The sequence below is a fragment of the Vibrio metschnikovii CIP 69.14 genome, from assembly GCF_000176155.1.
Lineage (GTDB): Bacteria > Pseudomonadota > Gammaproteobacteria > Enterobacterales > Vibrionaceae > Vibrio > Vibrio metschnikovii.
This window is the reverse complement of the sequence record NZ_ACZO01000006.1, coordinates 1,808,119-1,831,243: the sequence shown is the minus strand read 5'-3', so window position 1 is coordinate 1,831,243 and position 23,125 is coordinate 1,808,119. Positions and strand designations below refer to the sequence as shown.

Annotated in this window: 20 protein-coding genes; 18 read left to right on the top strand and 2 right to left on the bottom strand. The window is 45.5% G+C overall.

The features are described from left to right. Nucleotides 1–13 precede the first annotated feature (13 nt). Together galU and VIB_RS11650 are read right to left on the bottom strand one after the other, a co-directional pair. Nucleotides 14–883, bottom strand: coding sequence for a UTP--glucose-1-phosphate uridylyltransferase GalU (galU, locus tag VIB_RS11655; protein ID WP_040904714.1), 870 nt, complete (start codon nt 881–883; stop codon nt 14–16). A 323-nt stretch (nt 884–1,206) separates the two neighbouring features. Continuing rightward, nucleotides 1,207–1,857: a LuxR C-terminal-related transcriptional regulator gene (locus tag VIB_RS11650; protein WP_004396115.1), complete on the bottom strand. Its 651-nt coding sequence runs from the start codon at nt 1,855–1,857 to the stop codon at nt 1,207–1,209. Between the two features lie 282 nt (nt 1,858–2,139). Between VIB_RS11650 and VIB_RS11645 the strand changes: the two genes are divergently transcribed. The 18 genes from VIB_RS11645 to VIB_RS11560 all read left to right on the top strand — a co-directional run bounded on the left by VIB_RS11645 (nt 2,140) and on the right by VIB_RS11560 (nt 23,087). Then, nucleotides 2,140–2,658 (top strand): single-stranded DNA-binding protein, encoded by a 519-nt coding sequence (locus tag VIB_RS11645; protein ID WP_004396114.1) that lies wholly within the window; start codon nt 2,140–2,142, stop codon nt 2,656–2,658. A 145-nt stretch (nt 2,659–2,803) separates the two neighbouring features. Beyond that, on the top strand, nt 2,804–4,795 hold the full coding sequence (gene csrD / locus VIB_RS11640) for an RNase E specificity factor CsrD (protein ID WP_004396113.1): 1,992 nt from the start codon (nt 2,804–2,806) through the stop codon (nt 4,793–4,795). 6 nt (nt 4,796–4,801) lie between these two features. Then, nucleotides 4,802–6,244 carry a hypothetical protein gene (locus tag VIB_RS11635; protein WP_040904713.1) on the top strand — a complete coding sequence of 481 codons (1,443 nt, stop codon included), beginning with the start codon at nt 4,802–4,804 and terminating at the stop codon, nt 6,242–6,244. After that, nucleotides 6,244–6,894 (top strand): type 4a pilus biogenesis protein PilO, encoded by a 651-nt coding sequence (gene pilO / locus VIB_RS11630; protein ID WP_004396111.1) that lies wholly within the window; start codon nt 6,244–6,246, stop codon nt 6,892–6,894. Before VIB_RS11635 ends, pilO begins: the two co-directional genes overlap by 1 nt. Next, nucleotides 6,887–7,204: an MSHA biogenesis protein MshK gene (locus tag VIB_RS11625; RefSeq protein WP_233268194.1), complete on the top strand. Its 318-nt coding sequence runs from the start codon at nt 6,887–6,889 to the stop codon at nt 7,202–7,204. The genes pilO and VIB_RS11625 overlap by 8 nt, the downstream gene beginning before the upstream one ends. A 12-nt stretch (nt 7,205–7,216) precedes the next feature. Beyond that, a complete protein-coding gene (gene mshL / locus VIB_RS11620) occupies nt 7,217–8,827 on the top strand; it encodes a pilus (MSHA type) biogenesis protein MshL (protein ID WP_004396109.1) in 1,611 nt (536 codons plus the stop codon). 45 nt (nt 8,828–8,872) lie between these two features. Continuing rightward, a complete protein-coding gene (locus tag VIB_RS11615) occupies nt 8,873–9,718 on the top strand; it encodes an ExeA family protein (protein WP_004396108.1) in 846 nt (281 codons plus the stop codon). After that, complete coding sequence (locus tag VIB_RS11610; protein WP_004396107.1) at nt 9,715–10,848, top strand: tetratricopeptide repeat protein; 1,134 nt, start codon at nt 9,715–9,717, stop codon at nt 10,846–10,848. Before VIB_RS11615 ends, VIB_RS11610 begins: the two co-directional genes overlap by 4 nt. Beyond that, on the top strand, nt 10,838–12,562 hold the full coding sequence (locus VIB_RS11605) for a GspE/PulE family protein (protein ID WP_004396106.1): 1,725 nt from the start codon (nt 10,838–10,840) through the stop codon (nt 12,560–12,562). Before VIB_RS11610 ends, VIB_RS11605 begins: the two co-directional genes overlap by 11 nt. A gap of 15 nt (nt 12,563–12,577) precedes the next feature. Further along, nucleotides 12,578–13,798: a type II secretion system F family protein gene (locus VIB_RS11600; RefSeq protein ID WP_004396105.1), complete on the top strand. Its 1,221-nt coding sequence runs from the start codon at nt 12,578–12,580 to the stop codon at nt 13,796–13,798. Between the two features lie 168 nt (nt 13,799–13,966). Continuing rightward, on the top strand, nt 13,967–14,569 hold the full coding sequence (locus VIB_RS11595; protein ID WP_050782740.1) for a prepilin-type N-terminal cleavage/methylation domain-containing protein: 603 nt from the start codon (nt 13,967–13,969) through the stop codon (nt 14,567–14,569). 47 nt (nt 14,570–14,616) lie between these two features. Beyond that, the gene (locus VIB_RS11590; protein WP_004396103.1) at nt 14,617–15,084 is read left to right on the top strand and encodes a prepilin-type N-terminal cleavage/methylation domain-containing protein; all 468 of its coding nucleotides are present in this window, start codon (nt 14,617–14,619) and stop codon (nt 15,082–15,084) included. 126 nt (nt 15,085–15,210) lie between these two features. Next, nucleotides 15,211–15,693 carry a type II secretion system protein gene (locus VIB_RS11585; protein ID WP_004396102.1) on the top strand — a complete coding sequence of 161 codons (483 nt, stop codon included), beginning with the start codon at nt 15,211–15,213 and terminating at the stop codon, nt 15,691–15,693. Next, entirely contained in the window at nt 15,683–16,255 is a 573-nt protein-coding gene (locus VIB_RS11580) for a prepilin-type N-terminal cleavage/methylation domain-containing protein (protein WP_004396101.1), read from the top strand. Before VIB_RS11585 ends, VIB_RS11580 begins: the two co-directional genes overlap by 11 nt. Then, nucleotides 16,255–17,034, top strand: a complete 780-nt coding sequence (locus VIB_RS11575; protein WP_004396100.1) for a PilW family protein — start codon at nt 16,255–16,257, stop codon at nt 17,032–17,034. Before VIB_RS11580 ends, VIB_RS11575 begins: the two co-directional genes overlap by 1 nt. Continuing rightward, the gene (locus VIB_RS11570; RefSeq protein ID WP_083797770.1) at nt 17,009–17,452 is read left to right on the top strand and encodes an MSHA biogenesis protein MshP; all 444 of its coding nucleotides are present in this window, start codon (nt 17,009–17,011) and stop codon (nt 17,450–17,452) included. The genes VIB_RS11575 and VIB_RS11570 overlap by 26 nt, the downstream gene beginning before the upstream one ends. Then, the gene (locus VIB_RS11565) at nt 17,445–21,884 is read left to right on the top strand and encodes a DUF6701 domain-containing protein (RefSeq protein WP_004396099.1); all 4,440 of its coding nucleotides are present in this window, start codon (nt 17,445–17,447) and stop codon (nt 21,882–21,884) included. The genes VIB_RS11570 and VIB_RS11565 overlap by 8 nt, the downstream gene beginning before the upstream one ends. Before the next feature lie 159 nt (nt 21,885–22,043). Next, on the top strand, nt 22,044–23,087 hold the full coding sequence (locus VIB_RS11560) for a rod shape-determining protein (RefSeq protein ID WP_004396098.1): 1,044 nt from the start codon (nt 22,044–22,046) through the stop codon (nt 23,085–23,087). Nucleotides 23,088–23,125: the final 38 nt, after the last annotated feature.

Sequence of the window (23,125 nt, the reverse complement as noted above, 5' to 3'; positions counted from 1 at the left end):
TAACCCTGAATGATTAGCCTTTAGTGGTTGATTGTTTCGCGAGTGCTACTTTTTGTTCATTCTGTTGGTATAAATGCTCAAAGCAGTAATTGGTTGCTTGGATATAGCCTTCGACGCTACCGCAATCAAAACGTTGACCTTTAAATTTATAAGCCAATACACAGCCAGACTGGGCTTGTTTGAGTAGCGCATCGGTGATTTGAATCTCGCCACCCTTGCCAGGTTCGGTTTGCTCAATCAAATCAAAAATATCAGGAGTTAAAATATAGCGCCCAATGATCGCTAAATTACTCGGCGCTGTGCCCGGTTCTGGTTTTTCAACCATGTTATCGACACGGAACAGATCGTCTTTGATCATCTCACCAGCAATCACACCGTACTTATGTGTTTCTTCTGCAGGCACTTCTTGCACCGCAACAATCGAGCAGCGGAATTGTTTATACAGCGCGACCATTTGTGCTAAGACTCCTTGCCGAGCATTGACACATAAATCATCGGCAAGAACCACAGCAAAAGGTTCATCACCGACAAGCTCGCGGCCCGTTAAAATGGCATGCCCTAAGCCTTTCATTTCACGTTGACGAATGTAGGTAAAGTGAGCAGTATCAATAATTTGTCGAATATCGATCAGCAGTTCTTCTTTGTTGGTACCACGAATTTGGTGTTCCAACTCATAGTTCATATCAAAGTGATCCATGATTGCGTGTTTGCCCCGTCCGGTAACAATACACATTCCAGTCATACCGGCTTGAATCGCTTCTTCAACCCCATACTCGATCAATGGTTTATTCACCACTGGCATCATCTCTTTTGGCATTGATTTGGTCGCGGGTAAAAAACGAGTACCATAGCCGGCCGCAGGAAAAAGGCATTTATTAATCATTAGTCAGAACCCTATTGTTATTAAAGTGCAGTCGCTGTAAGCCCATAAAGGTTGTTGATCTTGGTTGATATCCCCTTCCTACTTGAAGCTGCAGGGGTGTTGGCTACGTTCGTTCACCCCAATCATAGAGTCTATCTATGCTCATGGGGAGTCACTCACTTACTGCCTACCTGCAACTCCACGTTGTTTGGGTATAAGCTTAATGCGCAACAATAGGCTAACTTTATCATGTTCTGATCGTGTGATTGAGCACATTCTGTATTGGGGTATCGAAAATGTGCCATTCTACCTATTCTCGATAACATCCTAACAGCCCGATATCATTACTGAAAAAGATGGTGATTGGCCCAAGATATCGCTTGGGCGCGGTTTTTCACCGCGAGTTTTTTATAAATTTGGTACAAATGAGATTTTACGGTTAGTTCGCTGATAAATAAGTTCTTCGCAATATCATCGTTGGAAGCTTGCGCTTGCAAACAGCGTAAAATCTGTATTTCTCGAACCGTAAGATCGAGAGTGGCTTTGGTATGTTGCTCATGAAAGGCGTAACGAAAATGATGCAGTAATTGGTTCGAAACATGACGAGGCAACCAATTTTGGCCATTAATGATCTGTGCTAAGCCATGGGAAAGTTGCTCCGCGCTATCGGTTTGGTAAAAGAGCCCCTTTAAATTCCCAAAGCTGATTAATAGATCGGTCGGTAATCGTTTATCAACATTGAACAAAATGGTTTCCAGATAGTGAGTGGTCAGCTTTAAAGGGCCAAGTCGATGACGGATAGTGCGATGATCTTGATAATCGAGCAGCAGTATCTTGTGTTTACTGTGTCGGTATTGTTGTACTAACGGTTCAGGCTCCACTTTTTCGATAGGGATCGCGAGTAGATGAAATGCTTTTTGTAACCGACTCGGAGTCGATTGATTTACGTCTGTGGTCAGATAGTAGATGGTACGCGCGTAACTCGATTTGGGCATAGGGTTCATCCTGATTGATGTACAAACACGGTTTGTTCAGCATGCCGAAAGATGAGGTACGATACGAACGGTTAATCAACACTTTGCGTAACATATCCATGAGCTAAGTAAATGATACTATTGTCAAAACCTGAAATAACGACAAGGATCGAAAAAATGATCAGCGTGTCTGGATTTTCTCTTTTGCTGATAACAGATTAAGAGCGGAGATTGGTAGTAGTCACAAAGCGTGTTATTCTTTAGCACAATATTAAAAAACCAAATTTGATGACGGAGCAGAACATGGCAACCCGTGGCGTAAATAAAGTAATTTTGGTCGGTAACTTAGGGGCTGACCCTGAAGTTCGCTATATGGCAAGTGGTGCTGCGGTAGCAAATATCACTCTGGCAACCTCAGAAAGCTGGCGTGATAAAACCACCGGCGAGCAACGTGAAAGAACGGAATGGCACCGCGTAGCCTTATATGGCAAACTCGCTGAAGTTGCGGGCGAATATTTACGTAAGGGATCGCAGGTTTATATCGAAGGTCAATTACAAACGCGTAAATGGCAAGATCAGAGCGGCCAAGATCGTTATACCACGGAAGTTGTGGTGCAAGGTTATAATGGCATTATGCAAATGTTGGGTGGTCGTCAGCAAGGTGCAGCGCCTGGACAGGGGGCTCCTCAAGGTCAACAAAGTAACTGGGGACAGCCACAACAACCTTCAGCGCAGCAATCACCGAAGCAGTCAGCACCTCAGCAAGCTCAGCCACAATATAATGAGCCGCCGATGGATTTTGATGACGATATCCCGTTCTAGCCATTTGATTTTCAAAAAAAGCCGCGAAGTTCGCGGCTTTTTTATATAGTTAAGGATAAGCCCAAATCATTGAGTGACTTCAAGAAATTCAGGGCTCACTAATCTTACTTTTATAGCCGATGAATTAAGAAGGGAATTCAGCTTCATGCGGTATACGCCAACGCTTAAATTGAGCACACGTTTAGTCGCTTTTGTGACCTTAATTGTCACCAGTGCCATGTTCATCTTATTTATTGGTGGTGCACTCTCGTTTCAGCGTATGGGACAAGATTATCTCAAACACTATTTAAGTGGGATTGTTGACGTTGTCGATCAAGAGTTACACGATCCGCAAGCGGCAAACTCAATGCCGGATTGGATGCCAAAAATACTTCAGGCATCGAGTATTGTTGAGCTCGAACTCACCACGTCATCCGAGATTGTCTATCGTTTTTATGATAACACATCGAGAATCACAGCCGATCGCTTAACTCAGATGACCTTCCCATTACCGAGTCATCCCAGTTACGTCATTCATTTTAAAGCAGTACCACCCTATCTAGGGTATAACTACTCTTTTGGTGCCATGTGGTCGATCACTTTAGCGATTGGACTGGTCATTTTTTGTTTGGTCCGAGCGACAAAATGGTTGCGTGAACAGTTATTAGGGTCTGAGTTATTGGAAGAGCGCGGACGGATGATTTTAGCCGGACGTGTTGAGCAGTATGCCAAAGGAGATGAACGAGAGTGGCCTTATACGGCGAGTGAAGCTATCGATGTACTGATTGAAGAGCTACAAGATGCTCGTCAAGAGCGAAGTCGATTTGATAGCTTTATTCGTAGTCAAACCTTTCTTGATCAATTGACTGGCGCCGCTAATCGAGTTCTGTTTGATAGCAAATTAGAATCAGCTTTACTGGAAAGTGGTGCTCGTGGTGGGGTCATTATGATCCGGCTCGATGAACTGGATACCGCGCGTGAGCAGCAAGGAAAAGTCATCATTGATGATTTTATCGTTGAAGTGGGTGAATGTATTGCAAATGTCATTGCCCGCTATCCCGATGTGGTTCTGTCACGCTATTATGAATCGGTCTTCGCGATTTTTATGCCTCACCAAACCTCTAAAGATGTCAGTCATGTGGCGAGCCAATGTCTAAAATTGCTTGAGCGCCTAAGCCCGCCTTATCCTTTAGAACGAGAAAACTGGTTCCATATTGGAATGAGTATGTACCAAGAGGGCGAACGACGTGGACGAATCATTGATGAAACAGAAACCGCGTTACGTAGTGCGCAGATGCAAGGCTGTAATGCGTGGAGCCGGTTTAAGAAGTTGGTTACGGTGGATGACGAGCGCGGTAGCGTACGCTGGCGAACCTTGTTCGAACAAAGTCTCATTCCTGAGAAAATTCGTTTATTCCGGCAGCCGTGTTATTTAATTAGCGAAGAGAATCAATTAACATTGATTCACGATGAGCTGTTTGTCCGCATTTATGATCCTGTCCAAGGCATGCTCAAGGCCTCACGTTTTAATTCTGCTTTAGAAACCGTTGGTTACGAAGCGATGCTTGATCGCGCAGTCTTCGTCCGTGTACTACAATTATTGAAAAACCAAGTATCGACAGAGCATTACTCGATTAATTTACATGTTGTTCCCTTTGCCGATAAACACTATTGGCGTTGGTTTCGTCATGAAATCATGCAGTTACCTTATGCTTTACGCACTCGGTTGTCTTTTGAGTTTGCTGAGGGGCGTTTAGTGCAACATTTAGATTATATGCGTCCAGTGCTAAGAATGATTGCGGGGTTGGGATGTAAATTGGTGGTTGGTCAAGCGGGACGAACGATCGTTGCGACTCATTACATTAAAGATTTACGAATTAATTACCTTAAATTACACCGCAGCTTAATTAAAAATATTGATCAACGGCACGAGAATCAACTGTTTGTGCGCAGTATGATCGGAGTGTGCGGGGGAACCAGTACCCAAGTGATCGCTGTGGGAGTGGAAACGCAAGCCGAATGGCAAATGTTAATTGCCCTTGGCATTCATGGTGGACAAGGTCGATGGTTTGCTGCAGAGCAGCCTTGGATTGTGGCTCCCAGTACTGAACAGCCCTCTGTCAAGCCGGGCAAAAGAAATCGATGGCGGACTAAGTAGAGAAAAATGAAGATGAATACGCTGTTTCATAAAATCACTCGTCGAGCGCAGCAAGACCGCAAATTATTTGCGGTTGTACAGCCGGACGCGATTTATTTCTCTGCTACTCAAGACTCCCCTCTTGCGACGCGTTATCCGCTCAGAGACGGGGCTTGGTTAACTTCTCTGTGTCAAGCGCTGCAAGCCAATCCCGTTAAGGGTGATGTCGTGGACGTGGTGTTACACGCTCAACTATACCAATGTTATCAAATGGATAAGCCAGCAGTGCCACGCGAAGAGTGGTCTGGTGCGCTGCCTTTTTTGCTCAAAGATTTGATCAGTGAAAAACCCACTGAGATTGTCGCTGATGCTTATGAGTTAAGTGGCAGTAACAAAATCCAAGCTTATGTGATCAGTATTAAGGTTATTCTAGAGCTTGCCCAAGCATTACAAAGCATTGGCTACCAATTAGGGCAAGTGATCCCTGAGCAAGAGATTTGGGCTAACAGCGTTCAAACGCCACACTTTTTATTATTACAACGCAGCAGAGAAGGCCAATTTAAGTTAGATGCCTTTGTTGACCAGCGTTGTTATTTTCAGCGCACTTTACGTGGTGTGGTCGCGCCAGTGACTGGGGAAACGAGCCCTGCATTGCAATTGGATGGCTTAGCGCTTGAACTCCAACGCTCAATTGATTACCTCTCTTCGCAATTAAAAGGTGTCGCGCTCCATCAGCTTAAAGTGTGCTGTGATGATGAAGATCATACCCAATTAGTGGCGGCACTGAATGAACGGCTGAACGTTAAAGCGAGCCCTTTATCTGAAGAGCAACAACCGCCGTTATCTGGGCAGGTATTAGCTCATTATCTGCCTTTAATGACTCGGCCTACATTAAACTTTTATCCGCGGCACTTGCATCCTAAGACCGATCACTTTTCTCTACGTAATGTTATCGTAGCACTAAGTGGTGTCACGCTAGTCATGTTGGCGGTTGCTGGTTTTTACGCTTATCAAACGACTCAATTGGATCAGCAGGTCGCGTTGGCTCAGCAACAGACGGATCGTTTGAATCAACAGTTGGCAGAGCTTCAGCAACAACAAGCCAAACATCGTCCTTCGGCAGGAAAAGTTGCGGCCATCGAACGTATAAAACGGCAGATTGCAGGTCAGCAAGCTTCGCTAAGCGCAATGGATCAATTTACACACAGCCAGCAAGAAGGTTACTCAGGAATCATGAACGCATTAGCGAGCGTCGCTCATCGTGATATTTCGCTGACTCATATCGAAATTTCTCCCAATCGGTTAGATATTCAAGGCTTAGCTACCGAAGCTAAAGTTATCCCGTACTGGATCGGTAAATTTAAGCAGCAAACGCCGTTAGTCGGCCGTAATTTTGAACGTTTAACCATGGGGCGCAATGAGCAAGATCTGGTGACATTTGAACTGAAAACTCAGCAAGGAGCGAGATAATGAGTCAATATTGGCAAACGCTCAGTCATCTATTTGCTGAGCGAAAAAACAGCGAAAAGGGACTTATCAGTCTGTGTGGATTGGTGATCATTGTATTATCGATACAAACTTGGCTGGTTGATCCTTTGCTTGCTCAGCATCAAATGCAAACCAATCGTTTGATGAGTTTGCAAACTCATCAGCAAAGTATGCAAAACACTATCCAACAGTTACAACATCAACTCAGTACCAATCCGGATGCGGATATCGACATTGAGCTCGCTCAATTACAAGCTTATCACCATCAATTAACAGAGCAGTTAGCGGAAAAAGTCGGCAGCTTAGTTTCTCCGTCACAAATGGCCTCACTATTGCAAGAAGTGTTAGAAAAAAGCCAGCGATTGAAATTGGAAAGTTTAATTTCATTACCCGCAGAGCCGATTGCTCTCCAAGAGCCTGTGGTGGGGGCCGAACGCTACTTTGTTCATCCGGTGCGTATCGAACTAACAGGTAGCTATTTTGCGATTCGTGATTATTTACAGGCGTTAGAGAACTTACCGGTTCGTTATTATTGGCGACGTTTTCACTATCAAGTAGGCGAGCATCCACAAGCGAGACTGTTACTTGAAGTGTACACGCTCGGTACGCAGAAGGAGTTCATCGGTGGCTAACATTCAATATAGCGCAATACTGATGGTGTTGATGAGCTCTTGTGCCATCGCCGCCCAAGATCCGACAGCGCCTCTCGGAGGACGTTCCTCTAACGCTGGTGCGGTATCATCGGTGACAACGGCATTGCCTGAATTGCAGAGCATTGTTTGCCAGCAAGCTTGTTACGCAACGCTTAATCAACAAGTATTGTCTACAGGCGATGAGATCGATGGCTATCGGGTTAAGCAAGTCAGTGAGGAGCAGGTGACGTTAACTAAAGGGCAGCAGACTTGGCAACTGCAGTTATTTTCGCTGGATATCAAAGAGTAGGGTATAAAAATGATGCGTCAAGTTGTTATCGCAGTAATGGTTACCACTTTAGCGGGTTGCGCTATGGGGCACCGAGATCCGGTGGAAATAAAGCAAGCCTTGAACGAAGCAATTAATGAGGCCAATAGTCGCCAACTACAACAGTTACCCGCCTCTGTTGAAGCAGATTTAATGCCTGAGTTAGTCGACAGAAGCCGTGAGCAGCCGCTGCATATTGCTCGTTTTCGAGTGCAAGCTAACCAAGTTGATGCCGCCGCTTTTTTCACTAGTTTGGTTAAAGGCAGTGACTACAGCGTCGCCATTCATCCTGCGGTTTCTGGGCAGATTACCTTGAACCTAAGCAATGTGACTTTAGATGAAGTGCTGGCGGTGGTGCGAGATTTGTATGGTTTTGAAGTCGAAAAAGTCGGCAGAGTGCTACAAGTCTATCCTGCTGGATTAAGAACGGTCACTATACCGGTGGATTATTTGCAATTTCAGCGTAGTGGACGCTCCATTACGTCAATCAGTACCGGAACGGTGACTAACCCGACTTCATCCAACAATTCAAGTAATAATACCGGTTCAAGCAATAATAATGCTTCCCGTGGGGGAACGGAAATTGAAACCATCAGTGAAAGTAATTTTTGGCAGCAATTAGAAAGTACCATTGGTCGATTAATTGGGTCGGGCAGTGGTCAGAGTGTGATGGTCACACCACAAGCGTCAGTGATCACCGTGCGCGCTTACCCAGACGAAATTCGTGAGGTTCGCCAGTTTCTCGATATGTCTCATTTACGGATTCAGCGTCAAGTGATCCTTGAAGCGAAAATTCTTGAAGTGACATTAAATGATGGTTTCCAACAAGGGATCAATTGGTCAAAAACCTTTTCATCTAATGGCAATGATTACCAGTTAGGTCAGGGGGTTATATCTAATCCAGTCTCTAGCTTACCGGGGATGGATGCGATTGGTACTTTATTGGGAGGACAGACTAATCTGGTTGTCAAAAGTGGCAGCTTTGATGCAGTGCTAAGTTTTATGTCGACGCAAGGCGATCTTAATGTCCTGTCTAGCCCGCGAGTCACGGCTGCCAATAACCAAAAAGCGGTGATTAAAGTCGGCACCGATGAATATTATGTGACTGACCTGACTAGTGAAGTCGGTACTGGTGATAATGCTAACGTCGCTCCCAATATTCAATTAACCCCATTTTTCTCGGGTATCTCACTCGATGTGACGCCACAAATTGACGATGATGGGTATGTCTTTCTGCATGTTCACCCTTCGGTGATTGAAGTGGAAGAGCAGAAGAAATCGGTGCAATTTAACGATCGAATCATTACTTTACCGTTAGCGCGTAGCTCAATTCGTGAGTCTGATTCGGTGATTCGAGCGCAAGATGGCGATGTGGTCGTGATTGGTGGGTTAATGAAATCGAATACCATGAATCAAACCTCTAAAGTGCCGTTTTTTGGTGATATTCCACTGTTGGGGCATCTGTTCCGTCAAACCTCCAATGTGACCCAAAAAACGGAGTTGGTGATTTTACTCAAGCCGACGGTAGTTGGGGTCAACACGTGGCAAAAAGAGTTGGAGCGTTCACGAGACTTATTGCAAGAATGGTTTCCTGATTCCCAATAGTGGTTGGTCGTAACACGTCGTCTTCATCGGGGGGATAAATCAGCCGTGTATTTAGCACACTTTGGTTTTGAGCAGCTACCGTTTCATCTCACCCCAGATACGCAGTTGTTTTTGGGGCTGGCTCCTCACTATGAAGCGATTCAAACCGTCAGTGGTGCGTTGACGATGGGAGAGGGGATCGTCAAAGTGACCGGAGAGGTCGGCACAGGAAAGACCATGGTTTGTCGGATGCTATTGACCCATATGGGTGATGATATTCTGTGGCTCTATTTGCCGAATCCGTTGTTAACCGGCGCGGAATTACGCCGCGCTATTGCCAATGAATTGCAATTGCCTGACGTGCCAGAGTTGCAACTGATTGAAGCTATCCAAACTCGATTATTGACGTGCCATCAGCAAGGGCAACGAGTAGTGGTTATTGTCGATGAAGCTCAGGCTTTGCAAGATGAAGGGCTCGAAACCTTAAGGTTGCTTGGCAATCTAGAAACTGAGCAGAGTAAGCTGTTACAAATTGTCTTACTGGGACAACCCGAACTAGATCGTCGATTGGCAGAACATCACTTAAGGCAATTTCGTCAGCGGATCACCTTTAGTGCTCACTTGCGAGCGTTATCGTTGGCCGAGTCAATGGCTTATATTGATAACCGTTTATTAAAATCGGGTTGCCAGCAGCCATTATTTTCTCGCCGACAGAAAAAAGCGTTATGGAAAGCCTGTCACGGCATTCCTCGTTTATTAAATCAGGTATGCCATAAGGCGTTATTATTAGCGTTTTATGCTCAGCAACCCTCGGTTTCCAATGGCCATGTATTTGATGCGATTCATGATACGTTTGATACTTGTAAACCTAAATTTAAAACCCCGCTGTTTTGGGGATGGAGTCAGCAATGAGTGTGATTAATAAAGCGTTATCGCAATTGGTGACTAAGCAACCGAATGGTTTAGCGGGTATAGAGCGAGCTAAGGTCGTTCCTGTCGCTGCTCGTCCAGCTTGGGTATGGGCATTGGCTGGCTTTGCGGTGAGTGTTGCTGTCGGTGGGTGGGCCGTTTCTTGGCAAGCGACCTCGTTAGATGCTTCTTATGGCCAACATTCGCTGTCGGTCACCGCTTCCTCTAGGCTGGCTGATAATCATCTTGAAGTCTCTACGCCGCGTTCACCAACTCAAAATACTCAGATGCCAGCGGTTCCTGTGTATCGGGTGGCTTCGGCTACGCGAACGGTATCGGCAGAGGTTTCTCAATCTCATACAGCGGCTAGTCATTCTGCGCCGCAGACGGTTTCTGCTCCAATGGCTCCTTTACCGGCTTTGCAAGAGCAAAATGTGCCCGCACTGAGTAGAGTAAAAACAGCACAAGCGCCAGCCACGACGGTGACGAATGTTCCCGACATCGCTGTTGCTCAGATGTCGATTGAATCGGTACAGCTAACGCCAGAACAATTAGCTCATAAAGCCATGGCTCGTGCGGAGCGAGCACTGGCACACAATGATTTTAATCAAGCCGTGACGGGTTACAGTGAAGCGTTACGTCATACCCCTTTAGATGAAGGGGTGCGTCAACAGTTGGCTGCACTGTATTATGGCAAAGGTGAATTAAGAAAAGCCTTTGATTTGTTGCAGCGTGGGATGCAACTCAATCATGAAGGAGAAACGTTACGAATTGCGCTTGCTCGAATGCTACTCAAAGAAGAGCAAAGTCAAGCGGCGCTGACTCCACTCGCGTATTTACCCGTCAACCCATCGATTGAGTATTTATCGTTACGAGCGGCGGTTGCTCAGCGCAATCGAGTTGATGATATCGCTTTGCAGAGTTATCGATTGTTGGCGGAGCAAGAACCGAGTAATGGACGCTGGTGGTTAGGCTTGGCGATTACTCAAGAGCGTTTAGCGCAATGGAGCGAAGCGAAGTACGCTTATCAACAAGCATTGAACCATGTCGGGCTATCCTCTCAGTCTCACCTGTTTATTCGTGAACGTTTACAAGCGCTGGCCCATAGCGAGGAGATGAATCTTGCAAATTAAACTTAGAAAGCGCCTTGGGGATCTCCTGGTTGAAGAAGGGATCATTACTGAGCAACAAGTGCAACAAGCACTGGCGGCCCAAAAGCAGACAGGCAGTAAATTAGGCGCAACCTTAATTGAGCTGGGTTTTGTTTCCGAGCAACAAATGCTCAGCTTTTTATCTCAGCAACTGTTTATTCCACTGATTGATCTTAATCGCGCTCATGTTGACATTGATGCAGTACAAATTCTCCCTGAAGTTCATGCGCGGCGTCTACGAGCCTTGGTGATGAGCAGGCAAGGCAATCTATTGCGAGTGGTCATGAGTGATCCTGCGGATCTCTTTGCACAAGAATCATTACTCAATCAATTGTCTGACTATCAATTTGAGTTTGCGATTGCGCCAGAAAAGCAATTGGTTGAAGCGTTTGATCGCTACTATCGCCGTACCAAAGAAATCGCTTCATTTGCTGAACGTTTGCAAGCAGAACATCAAGAAAATGACGCGTTTGATTACGCCATTTCCGGTGAGGAAACCGAAGATGTCACGGTGGTTAAACTGATCAATTCACTGTTTGAAGATGCGATTCAAGTTGGCGCATCCGATATTCATATTGAGCCAGATGCCAATATTTTGCGCATTCGGCAGCGAATTGATGGGGTATTACATGAAACGCTGCTTAATGAAGTCAATATCGCCTCAGCCTTAGTTCTACGTCTTAAACTGATGGCCAATTTAGATATCTCCGAAAAACGCCTACCGCAAGATGGGCGATTTAATATTCGTGCCAAGGGGCAATCGGTGGATATCCGCTTATCGACTATGCCTGTGCAATATGGTGAATCGGTGGTGATGCGTTTGCTTAACCAAACCAGTGGCGTACGTAAATTGGAAGAATCTGGTTTACCAGAGGATTTACTTCTGCGCTTACGTAAGCAACTCAAACGCTCTTACGGAATGATTTTAGTCACCGGACCCACGGGGTCGGGTAAAACCACCACTTTGTATGGTGCATTATCAGAACTCAATGAAGCGGGTAAAAAGATCCTCACGGCAGAAGATCCCGTTGAGTATCGCATTCCTCGTCTGAATCAAGTGCAAGTGAATCCCAAAATTGGCTTAGATTTTTCAACCTTACTGCGAACGTTTTTACGCCAAGACCCAGACATTATTTTGGTCGGTGAGATGCGCGACCAAGAAACGGTTGAAATCGGTTTACGTGCCTCGTTAACCGGTCACTTAGTGTTAAGCACACTGCATACCAATGATGCGATCGATAGTGCATTACGCTTGATTGATATGGGCGCTCCCGGTTATCTCGTCGCCAGTGCCGTGCGTGCCGTGGTCGCGCAGCGTCTGATCCGTAAAGTTTGCCCAGATTGCAAAACCGAAGAGACACTCGATGATGCTCGCCAGCAATGGTTGAATGTACGTTTTCCTAACCAAGTGTCGGCAACCTTTATGCGTGGGAGAGGCTGTCAAAGCTGCAACCTAACCGGATACCGAGGACGGATCGGGGTGTTTGAAATGTTGGAACTCGAAGCGCATATGATGGATGCCTTGCGGTCAAACGATGCAGTCGGGTTTGCGGAAGCGGCTCGCGCTTCAGCGGGATATAAGCCTTTATTGGCTTCCGCGATGGATCTGGCTTTACAAGGCATTGTGAGTTTAGATGAAGTGATGGCGCTGGGTGAGGGGGATATTTCTGGCCTTAATCAGCCGATTCATCTCTAGGAGAGCGAATAGACTATGCCGAGATACCACTATACTGGACGACATGCTGATGGTAGTAAGGCGTCTGGATCTGTTGAGGCAGCGACAGAAAATTTGGCCGCCGAAAGCTTGCTCAATAAAGGCATTATTCCAACAGCGATCACTGCTAAATCATCCAGTCAAACTCCGTCGATTGATTGGCAAGCGTGGTTTATGCCTTCGCTGCCGCTTGAGGTTCTGGTGATTTTCTGTCGTCAGCTTTATAGCTTAACAAAAGCGGGAGTGCCGATTTTACGCTCGATGCGTGGCTTAACTCAAAATTGTTCCAATAAGCAGTTACAACGAGCATTAGAAGACGTTGGCCGAGAACTGACGAATGGCCGCAGTTTATCGGCGGCAATGCAAATGCACAGTCGAGTTTTCAGCCCGCTGTTTGTCTCAATGATCAATGTTGGGGAAAATACCGGTCGTCTGGATCAGGCTTTGCTGCAGTTGGCGAATTACTATGAGCAAGAAGTTGAAACCCGTAAACGAATTAAAACCGCCATGCGTTATCCAACCTTTGTGATCAGTTTTATCACCTTGGCGATGTTTATCCTCAACCTAAAAGTGATCCCACAATTTACTACCATGTTCAGTCGTTTCGGGGTTGAGCTGCCCTTACCGACACGAATTTTAATTGGTATGTCGAATTTTTTTGTTAATTACTGGATGGTGATGATAGGAGCGATGGTTGCTTTACTGTTTGCATTCCGGACGTGGATTAATACTCGTCGTGGCGCTGAAACGTGGGATAAATTTCGTTTACGGATGCCGATTGTTGGTGGAATTGTTAATCGCGCGCAATTAGCCCGTTTTTCACGCACTTTTTCCTTAATGCTTAAAGCGGGAGTGCCGCTCAACCAGTCGCTCTCTTTATCGGCTGAAGCGTTGGAAAATAAGTTTTTAGAGAATCGAATTCTAAAAATGAAAAGCGAAATCGAAGCGGGGACCAGTGTCTCAGTGACCGCGGCCAATGCCAATATTTTTACTCCGTTAGTGCTGCAGATGATTGCGGTGGGTGAAGAAACGGGACGGATTGATGAGTTATTACTTGAAGTGGCTGATTTTTATGATCGCGAAGTCGATTATGAATTAAAAACCCTCACCGCACGAATTGAACCAATTTTATTAACCTTGGTCGCAGGCATGGTGTTGGTGCTTGCCCTTGGCATTTTCTTACCAATGTGGGGCATGCTCGATGCTTTGAAAGGTTAATGTTATGCAGCGGTGATGAAATTAACGTGCGTTATCATTAGTCTTATTTTTAAGACGATGTAAAAATTTATCTGCTCAGCACAGTTTATTACTGTATTTCATTCTATAATCATCATCATAGGTAAAGTATTACAGAGGTCATGGATGCAAATTACCACTTTCACGACGATGCCTAATTTGTCTCATCGGCATCATATAACGCAACCATCAGAGCAGGGGTTTTCTCTGGTTGAGTTAGTGATCGTCATTGTGATCATTGGCCTATTAGCCGTCGCGGCATTACCGAAATTTCTTGATGTCACTGATGAAGCGAAAAAAGCCAGTATTGAAGGCGTTGCCGGTGGCTTTGCGACTGGGGTGTTATCTGCCAGAGCACAATGGGAAGCGAAATCGCGACCGAGTGTCGCCTCCGGTGAGCAAAATCAAAACAGTATTGATTACGATGGCGTGCAGTTTTGGCTCACGCGTGCCCAAGACAGCAGTGGCAATGCAACGGGGTTTCGAGATGGTTATCCGATCGCGGTCAATAATAACGGCAGCTTTCCTTCCGGCTTAACCGATCAAATCTGTGTCGATTTGATGGAAAATTTATTACAAAACCCACCGCCAGTGGCCAGTGCGTCTCAGGCGGGGGAAAGTAATAATTTGCGTTATCTCGCGCGAGCGAATAGTGCAGAGTGGCAGTGCGTTTATATCCAGCAAGAGGGAAAAACCGCACACCAATTTGTGTATGAAATTACTACCGGACGAGTGACGGTGACCTTAAATTAACCCGATCATGAATTGTTAATTAAATCAAGAATAGAGAGAGAGTCATAATGAAAAAACAAGGCGGTTTTACCCTAATTGAATTGGTGGTGGTGATCGTAATTTTGGGCATCCTCGCCGTGACGGCAGCTCCACGATTTTTAAATTTTCAAGGCGATGCACGTAAAGCTTCTCTGCAAGGTCTCAAAGGTGCGATTGATGGTGCAAGTGGAATTGTATATGGTAAGGCAGCGTTAGCGGGCTTAGAAACTTCAGCGGCTGCTACCCTAACAGATGGCAATATAGCTATTGTTTATGGTTATCCAGCAGCAACGCCTACAGGGATTGGTAGAGCTGTTATTGGACTTGATTCAGACTGGGAGGCTCAGTCGCCAGCTGTCGTTACCACTCCTCCATCGATACGTTATTCATTTATAGGTAATGAAAAGTGGGGCACAACTAGTACTGCTTGTAATGTTATTTATACTCAAGCTACTGTATCACAGGCTGCATCTACCCTAGTATTCTCTGGTTGTTAACCATAGAAAATAAACGGTTTATGAGTATAGAAGGGAGACAGGTGACCGTTTAAGTCACTTGTCTTTATCCGTGTTATTTATAATGGAATCTCGTTTTCTGTAAGATCCCGATTCAGTGAGACAACGATGCGCAAATCCCTTCGTCGAACATTGGGCTTTACCTTAGTCGAGCTGATCGTGGTTATTCTCTTGCTCGGTATTCTGTCTGCCTATGCGGCGAGCCGCTATTCGGGTACCAGCTCGGTCGCTGCGCTCACCACTCAACAAGAAATTCTTGCTTCACTGCGTTTAACCCAAAACCGCGCCATGCAGCGCACGGGTTATTGTAATCGCTGGTTAGTCACCGCTAACCAAGCTGGTCAAATATCACCACAGGCTGAAGCAGGTAATTGCGGAACTGCTTTTGCTGCTGTTGATAACGACATTTCTCGGGTTGAGGCGCCAAGTGGTGTAACGTTAAGCCTTTCTACACCTAACGGTTATCTTGATTTTGACTCTCTAGGCCGCGCCGCTCAATGCACCGCTTCACCCTGTACAGTAATGATTTCCAGTGCAAGCGATCAGCGCCAAGTATGCATTAATACTGAGGGCTATATCTATGCCTGTTAACTTAATTAACCGAACGCGTGGTTTTACCCTGGTGGAAATGATCATTGTCATCACCATCACCGCGATTGCGATTACTGGCTTGGCAGCGGCGCTTTACCCGCGTTCGCAGCAGAGCGCCGAGCAGGTGATTGCAGTCAAAGCCGCTGAGCTAGGCAGAGCAGTATTGGATGAAATTTTAGGTCGTCAGTTTGATCGCAATTCAGGCCCCAATGGTGGCTTGCCGGAGTGCGTGTTAGTCGCGACTACTGGCCGCGCGCAGTGCACAGTTCCTACCTCACTTGGGCCTAATGCAGCTGAAAACGATCGAACATTGTTTAACGACGTCGATGATTTTATCACGGGGGATCAACCTAGACCGATTCAAGACGTGCTCGGTGAAACTCTTGATAGCAGTTATCGTAATTTTAAAGTCGTGATTGATGTTTTCTATGAGCAGGATAATAGCGGTCAGTTTACTGGCGTTAATGCTAATCAGCTCAGCCATTATAAACGCATCGAGGTGGTGATTATTGATTCACAAGGCAATCGCTACCCGTTTGCCGCGATTAAGGGGAACTACTGATGGCGCGTGGTTTTACCTTAATGGAAATGGTGATTGCGATTATTTTACTCGGCATTGTTGGCCTGTTTTTGGGCAATGTCGCCGGTCAAGCGATGGGGATCGCGGCGACCAGTTCGTCTCGTGAAGCGTTAATTCAGCAAGGGCGATTTATTACAGAGCGGTTGAGCCGAGAAATTCGTGAGGCGGTGCCCAATAGTGTCATCGTCGAGAATAACTGCATTGAGTTTTTGCCGATCATTAATAGCGGCATTTATAGCCAATTAGCCAATAACACTAACCAGCTGAAATTTTTACCTCTCAAAAAACAGAATTTGCTGCAAGGGGATCGACTCGTGGTGTTTCCAACCCAAGCACAGCCGCTACGCCAGTCGTTAAGCGATCCTGCCCCGCCAAGGCAAGTCGCTCAGTTAGATGATAACGTATTAATCACTACTGAAAACAGAGCGGAAATTGAAGTACCACTTACCCGTCAAACCTTATTTCCTCTGCAATCGCCAGCACGACGCGTCTATGTCTATCGAGAACCGGTTGCGTACTGCTATCTCAAGGCTGAAAAAAAAATCTACCGTTATCAAGGTCACCTATTAACGCTCAATCAACGTCCCCCACAGCAACCCAATGCCAAGGTATTGATGGCAGAAAACCTCAGCCAAGCCAGCTTTGAGGTGGCAGAGCCCGAGTTGCAGCGCAACGGTTTAATTAAAATTGAATTAACCTTTGAAGATCGCGGTGAAAAGGTGGAGTTTGTTCATAATGCACTTATCTATAATGCGCCGTAGTCAGCAAGGCAGCGGCTTGGTGATCGTTATTTTTATCATCGTCGTGGTCGGCTTTGTCGCCGCGGTCGCTAATCGTAATCAGCAACGTAATAGTCAGCAGTTGGTGTCTATGGTGATGGGCACTCGCGCCGAAATGGCCGCCCGCTCGGCGGCGGAGATCGAGATTAGCCGCTATTATCAAGAAAATAATCAACAAAGTAGTTGTCGCCAAGCTGAAGATCGAACCGGTACTTCTGACATCGGTCCTATAACATTTCAAGGGGATGGTTTAGCGCAATGTGCGGCGCAAGTTAGCTGTGAATATATTGGTGTATTAGATAATCAGCAAACGGTGCTGCAAATTACCAGCATCGGACAATGCAGCAGTGGCGACTGGCCATGGCAACGGACAATTCAAGTGGGGGTAAGGGGTGAATAAATCGTTAGGTCTACTTCTATTAACGTTGGCTGTCCTGTTATCGTCTTTTAAGGCCGCTGCTCAGCAATATAATTTATCGCATGGGCAGTATCCACCATGTAATACCACATGGCTGGTGAGCGGAAATACCTACACCTGCTCTGGAAATGGGAAAGTTACACTGAGTAGTGGTGATATTATTATTGCTAATGCTGAGTCGACGCTTGTGGCTAATAATGGTTTCGAACTGCGTGGAAATGTTATTGGTAGTCAAGCAAATAAAATTAATCTACAAGCTGACTATGGACAGGTTCAAACCTTTACAACACAAACAACAACCATATATGGAAACATCACTGCTACTAGCTCTAATATCAACCTGAGTTATCTGTCTTTGGTGGGTAATATCACTTCTGGTGGAATTATTACCCTAAATCATGGTGTGGTAGAGGGGCATGTGACCAGCCAGAATAAGTCAGTTAATATAAGCAATATACAATTTAGTGGGAATATTCGTGCTAATGATGCGGTAAATATAACCGGTGGCACTTACAGCGGGAATATTACCATGTCGGCTAATAATCCAGTGACGTTTAATTCAGTTACGATGACAAGCGGCAGTGTTTCAGGAGCTAATCGCTTCCATGCTTCAAACAGCACCTTAGGTTCATTATCTACTCCTATTTCGGTAACCACAAACTCAAATGAGATCACCATTACTAACTCGACTGTTTATGGCAATCTGACTTCGGCGGTAAATAATCAGGGAGGAGTAGTGAATGTCAATAATAGTTCCGTTATCGGTAGTTGTTTACCTAGTACAAATCCACTCAATGCCTGTATGCCTGCAGCTGTCGCATTATACCGCTTTGAGGAAGCGCAGTGGACAGGGCAAGTTGGTGAAGTCAAAAATGCGGTAAGTAATACCTTGCATGGGCGAGCAATAAACGGTGCGACAACCAATAACACGAGTCCAGCACTCCCTGTCGATTTAAATAATATGGGCACTTGTGGTTATGGGGTATTCATAGGTAACCAAAATCAATATGTAGAGATTCCTCATAATCAACAATTATCATTTAGCGAGAGATTAACCGTTTCTGCTTGGGTTTATCCGGTGAGTCGGCCGACGGGTAATGGTTTACATACGATTGTTGCCAAAGATGATAACTATGAATTCCACTTAGACTCTCAAGGTAGAGTATTTTGGTATTGGGCCACGAGTAATAATAGTAATAACTCACTAAGAACTAATCAAAGTATTCCATTAAATACATGGTCACATATTACTATTCGTTATGATCGTACTTTGCCAGAAAATCAACGACAACGGATCTATATTAACGGTGTCTCGGTTGCATCAAGTGATGATTCAAGGTCACTAAGGCCTAACACTCGCAATTTAGAAATTGGTCGTGATTACAGCTTTAATAGCCGTAGTTTTGATGGCCGTATCGATGAGGTGGCGATTTATGGGTCGGCGCTAACCGATGCGCAAATTATGGCTTTGTATCATCAACGCCACCCTTGTGGTGGTGAGATTCCACAGTGTTTTACTGATAACTTTAATCGCCCCGAACTAGGCCAAGATTGGGTTGCTTTTAAAAGTATAGGTGACTTTACTCCGAGAATAGTCGGTAATCGCTTGCGGCTTACCGAGGCTATTGGTAATCAAGCCACTGCAGTTACCTATCAACGAATTTTTCCTGCTGCAAATAACTTAGTGCAAGTAGAACTGGATTATTACGCATGGGCCAACTTAACGGGTAATGGTGCCGATGGAATTTCACTGATTTTTTCTGATGCAACCGTTACGCCACGTACCGGTGGGTTTGGCGGTTCACTTGGTTATGCGCCTCGTAATCCAACGTCTACCACTCCAGCTGTACCTGGGTTTGCTGGTGGTTGGCTGGGTATTGGCTTAGATGAATGGGGTAATTTTGCTAATCCTACCGAAGGGCGTGTGGGTGGTGTTGGGTTCACCCCTCAGTCTATTACCGTCAGAGGTTCAGAGGCTAATAATTATCGCTATATCACTCATCAGACGGTGAGCCCTAAGATTGATCTTCGTCCAACCAATACACCGGGGCCGGGCGATCGTTACTTGATTGAAATTGACTCGCGCAATGCGAACCAAGTTTTACTTTCCATTCGTCGCACTAACAATAATTCTACAACGACCGTTCTCAATCAGTATCAGATAAATTTGGCTGAGCAAGGTGCTATACCGGAGGATTTTTTCTTATCTCTTGCTGGCTCAACAGGTGCTTCAGTAAACCATCATGAAATCGATAATTTTCGTGTCTGCGCACTAAACTCTCGTCCTGTGGGGGAGCAAATTAATCATTTCCGTATCACACTTCCACAGCAAGCGTTAACCTGTGATGTGGCAGAAGTATCGGTAAAAGCCTGTGCTAATGGTGACTGCAGTAGCTCTTTTACTGAACCTGTTACGGCTAACTTAAAACCTAACTCATTACCAGGTGCGACAGGAGGATGGGTTAATGGCTCAACATTAAGTTTTAATAACGGGATTGGACAGGCTCAATTAAGGCGAAATCAAGCGGGACCTGTCGAAGTTGGCGTTTTAGGCTCAAACCCTACCGCAGTAGCTTTTAATAACACCAAGTGCAGTTACAACGGTAGCGATTTTTCTGAAGCTAATTGTGTGGTGGAATTTGTTGACAGCGGGTTTGTACTTGATGTCCCCCATGCTTATGCCAATCAATCTGTTCCCGCCACGATTAAAGCGGTACGTAAAGATGACGCTTCACAGCAATGTGTGCCCAGTTTTGGCGATGTAGTTAAATCAGTGGATTTTTGGAGTAGTTATATCAATCCAAATAATAGTGATATGTCAGTGGGAATTAACAGTAACTTAATTGGTCAATCATCTAACAATGCTATACCGATTAATTTGAGCTTTAATCAAGATGGCGAGGCCACTTTCGAACTCTCATACCGTGAGGTTGGCGAACTGTTATTACACGCTCGCTTTACTGGCACTGGCGATGAGCAAGACCTGCTTTTGGAGGGACAAGCGAATTTTATTCGGGTGCCAAGAGCATTGGTGCTTAGAACCGATAGTCGATTCGATATGTCTCCAGTAGATGGTGCATGTGAGACTTTAGATCCTATTACTGAGTGTGCCCCATTTGCTAAATCAGGAGAGGCATTTGATCTCTATATCAAAGCGGTAGCGGCTGAACCGAATGAAGATAATGACTTTACCAATAACTTGGGAGTAATTAATTATCAGCAATCGTCGATTATTCTCAATCATACGCTCGTTGAACCTTCCAATGGTTCTGAGGGGTCGATAGGCACACTCGATTACCGTCACGAATTGGGCAGTTCTACTACGATCCAGCAGAGTGTGAGCGAAGTCGGAGTGTTTGATTTTTCATTAGTGCCACCTACTTCTTATCTTGGCCTAGATTTAATTGAAGCTAGTTTGCCGATAGCTGTTGCTTCAACAGGGCCGATAGGCCGCTTTATCCCGGCATATTTTGCTGTCTCACCGATGACGGTCACATTGACTGCTGCGTGTTCGACAGGCGGTCAACCTTTTACCTATCTAGGCCAACCGTTTGGTTATGCGAACAATCCAGGCCTCTATTTACAGCCCAAATCAGGTAGTGGTTCTGATACGCTTAATTATTTAATTGGCGATTGGTGGCGTTATAACAATGATTGGGGAAATAGAGACTATCTTGATGCCAATGGTATAAACATAAGTTTAGATACGACGAGTAATCCCGCTCCCACTGTTGTAAGAGTGCAGTCAGATTCGAGTGCTATTGCACTAAACAACGAAGTGATGGTCTACGACAAACCAGCTACGCCAATTAATCCGTTTACGGCTAGTTTCCAACTTGTTTTGGACAAAAATGATCTCAAAGACTCAGATGGCGTTTGCTTCAAAACGGCTGATTCAGATCAAGAGAGCGACTGTCAAGGCATTAGCTTTGATGATGTAGATGGAAGCATGTCACTGTATTGGGGACGTTTAACCATTGAAAATGTTGATGGCCCAGAAACGCAAGGATTACAGCAAAAAATACTCAGTGAGTATTTTACCTCAGCCGGATTTGTGATTAATAGCCATGATAGTTGTACTGAATTACCTCAGCTAAGTGCTTTTGAGTTCCAATCGGACGATTTTAGTGTTAACCAAGGTGGGCCAATCCCCCCTCTCGTTACCGTAAGCATGCAACCAGATACAAGCCCATTTATTTTAGTGCAAGGGGTGAGAAGGTTAGACTATACCGAGCCGGGGGTAGGCAATCGCGGTGTGATCAAAGCGTTACTCGATTTAGAACAGCATGGACTGCCTTGGTTACGCCGTTATAATCCTCAAAGCGGAACTTGGGATGATAGTGTCGCTGGGCAGGTTCAGTTTGGAATCTATAGTGGTAGTAACCGAGTTATTTGGTGGCGTGAGACCAATTAAGCGACTTATTGTCGCTCAGATCGATGCTTAAGTTAGGGAATGGTCAGAAATTATGGGTTTTCCTTCATGTTTATGGATCAACGCCTTGCTGTGATTGCAAGGCGTTGGTACATTTAGTGCAATTTTCATTTTATTCACCTTGCAGGACGAACGAAGATTATGTTTAAGAAACTTCGTGGCATGTTTTCCAATGACCTATCAATAGATTTAGGTACTGCCAACACGCTTATTTATGTAAAAGGTCAAGGGATTGTCCTTAATGAACCTTCTGTTGTTGCTATCCGCCAAGATAAAGGGCGCGGTGGTAAAACTGTGGCTGCTGTCGGCCATGCTGCTAAACAAATGCTTGGCCGTACGCCGGGTAATATCTCTGCCATTCGTCCAATGAAAGATGGCGTAATTGCTGATTTTTATGTAACCGAGAAAATGCTACAGCATTTTATTCGTCAAGTGCATGACAACAGCGTATTAAAACCAAGCCCTCGCGTTTTGGTTTGTGTGCCTTGTGGGTCGACTCAAGTTGAGCGCCGCGCGATTCGTGAATCAGCGCTTGGCGCTGGTGCTCGTGAAGTCTATTTGATTGATGAGCCAATGGCGGCGGCGATCGGTGCTGGCCTTCGTGTTTCTGAGCCAACAGGTTCAATGGTGATCGATATCGGTGGTGGTACTACCGAAGTCGCGGTTATCTCGCTTAATGGTGTGGTTTACTCCTCTTCTGTGCGGATTGGTGGTGATCGTTTTGATGAAGCGATCATTAATTATGTGCGTCGTAATTACGGCAGTTTGATTGGTGAAGCAACCGCAGAAAGAATCAAACATGAGATTGGTTCTGCCTATCCTGGCGATCAAGTGCTTGAAATTGAAGTGCGTGGTCGAAACTTAGCGGAAGGGGTTCCACGGAGTTTTACCCTTAATTCCAATGAAATTCTCGAAGCCCTACAAGAACCACTAAGTGGAATTGTTTCTGCGGTAATGGTCGCTTTAGAGCAGTGTCCACCAGAGCTGGCTTCAGATATCTCTGAGAATGGCATGGTACTGACCGGTGGTGGCGCACTACTGAAAGAGCTCGATCGTTTATTGACCGAAGAGACGGGTATTCCTGTGGTGATCGCTGATGATCCGTTGACCTGTGTTGCTCGTGGTGGCGGTAAAGCATTAGAAATGATTGATATGCACGGCGGCGATCTGTTCAGTGATGAGTAATGGCGAATAATGCCCTATCTGCTTGCAGCGTTAGTGGT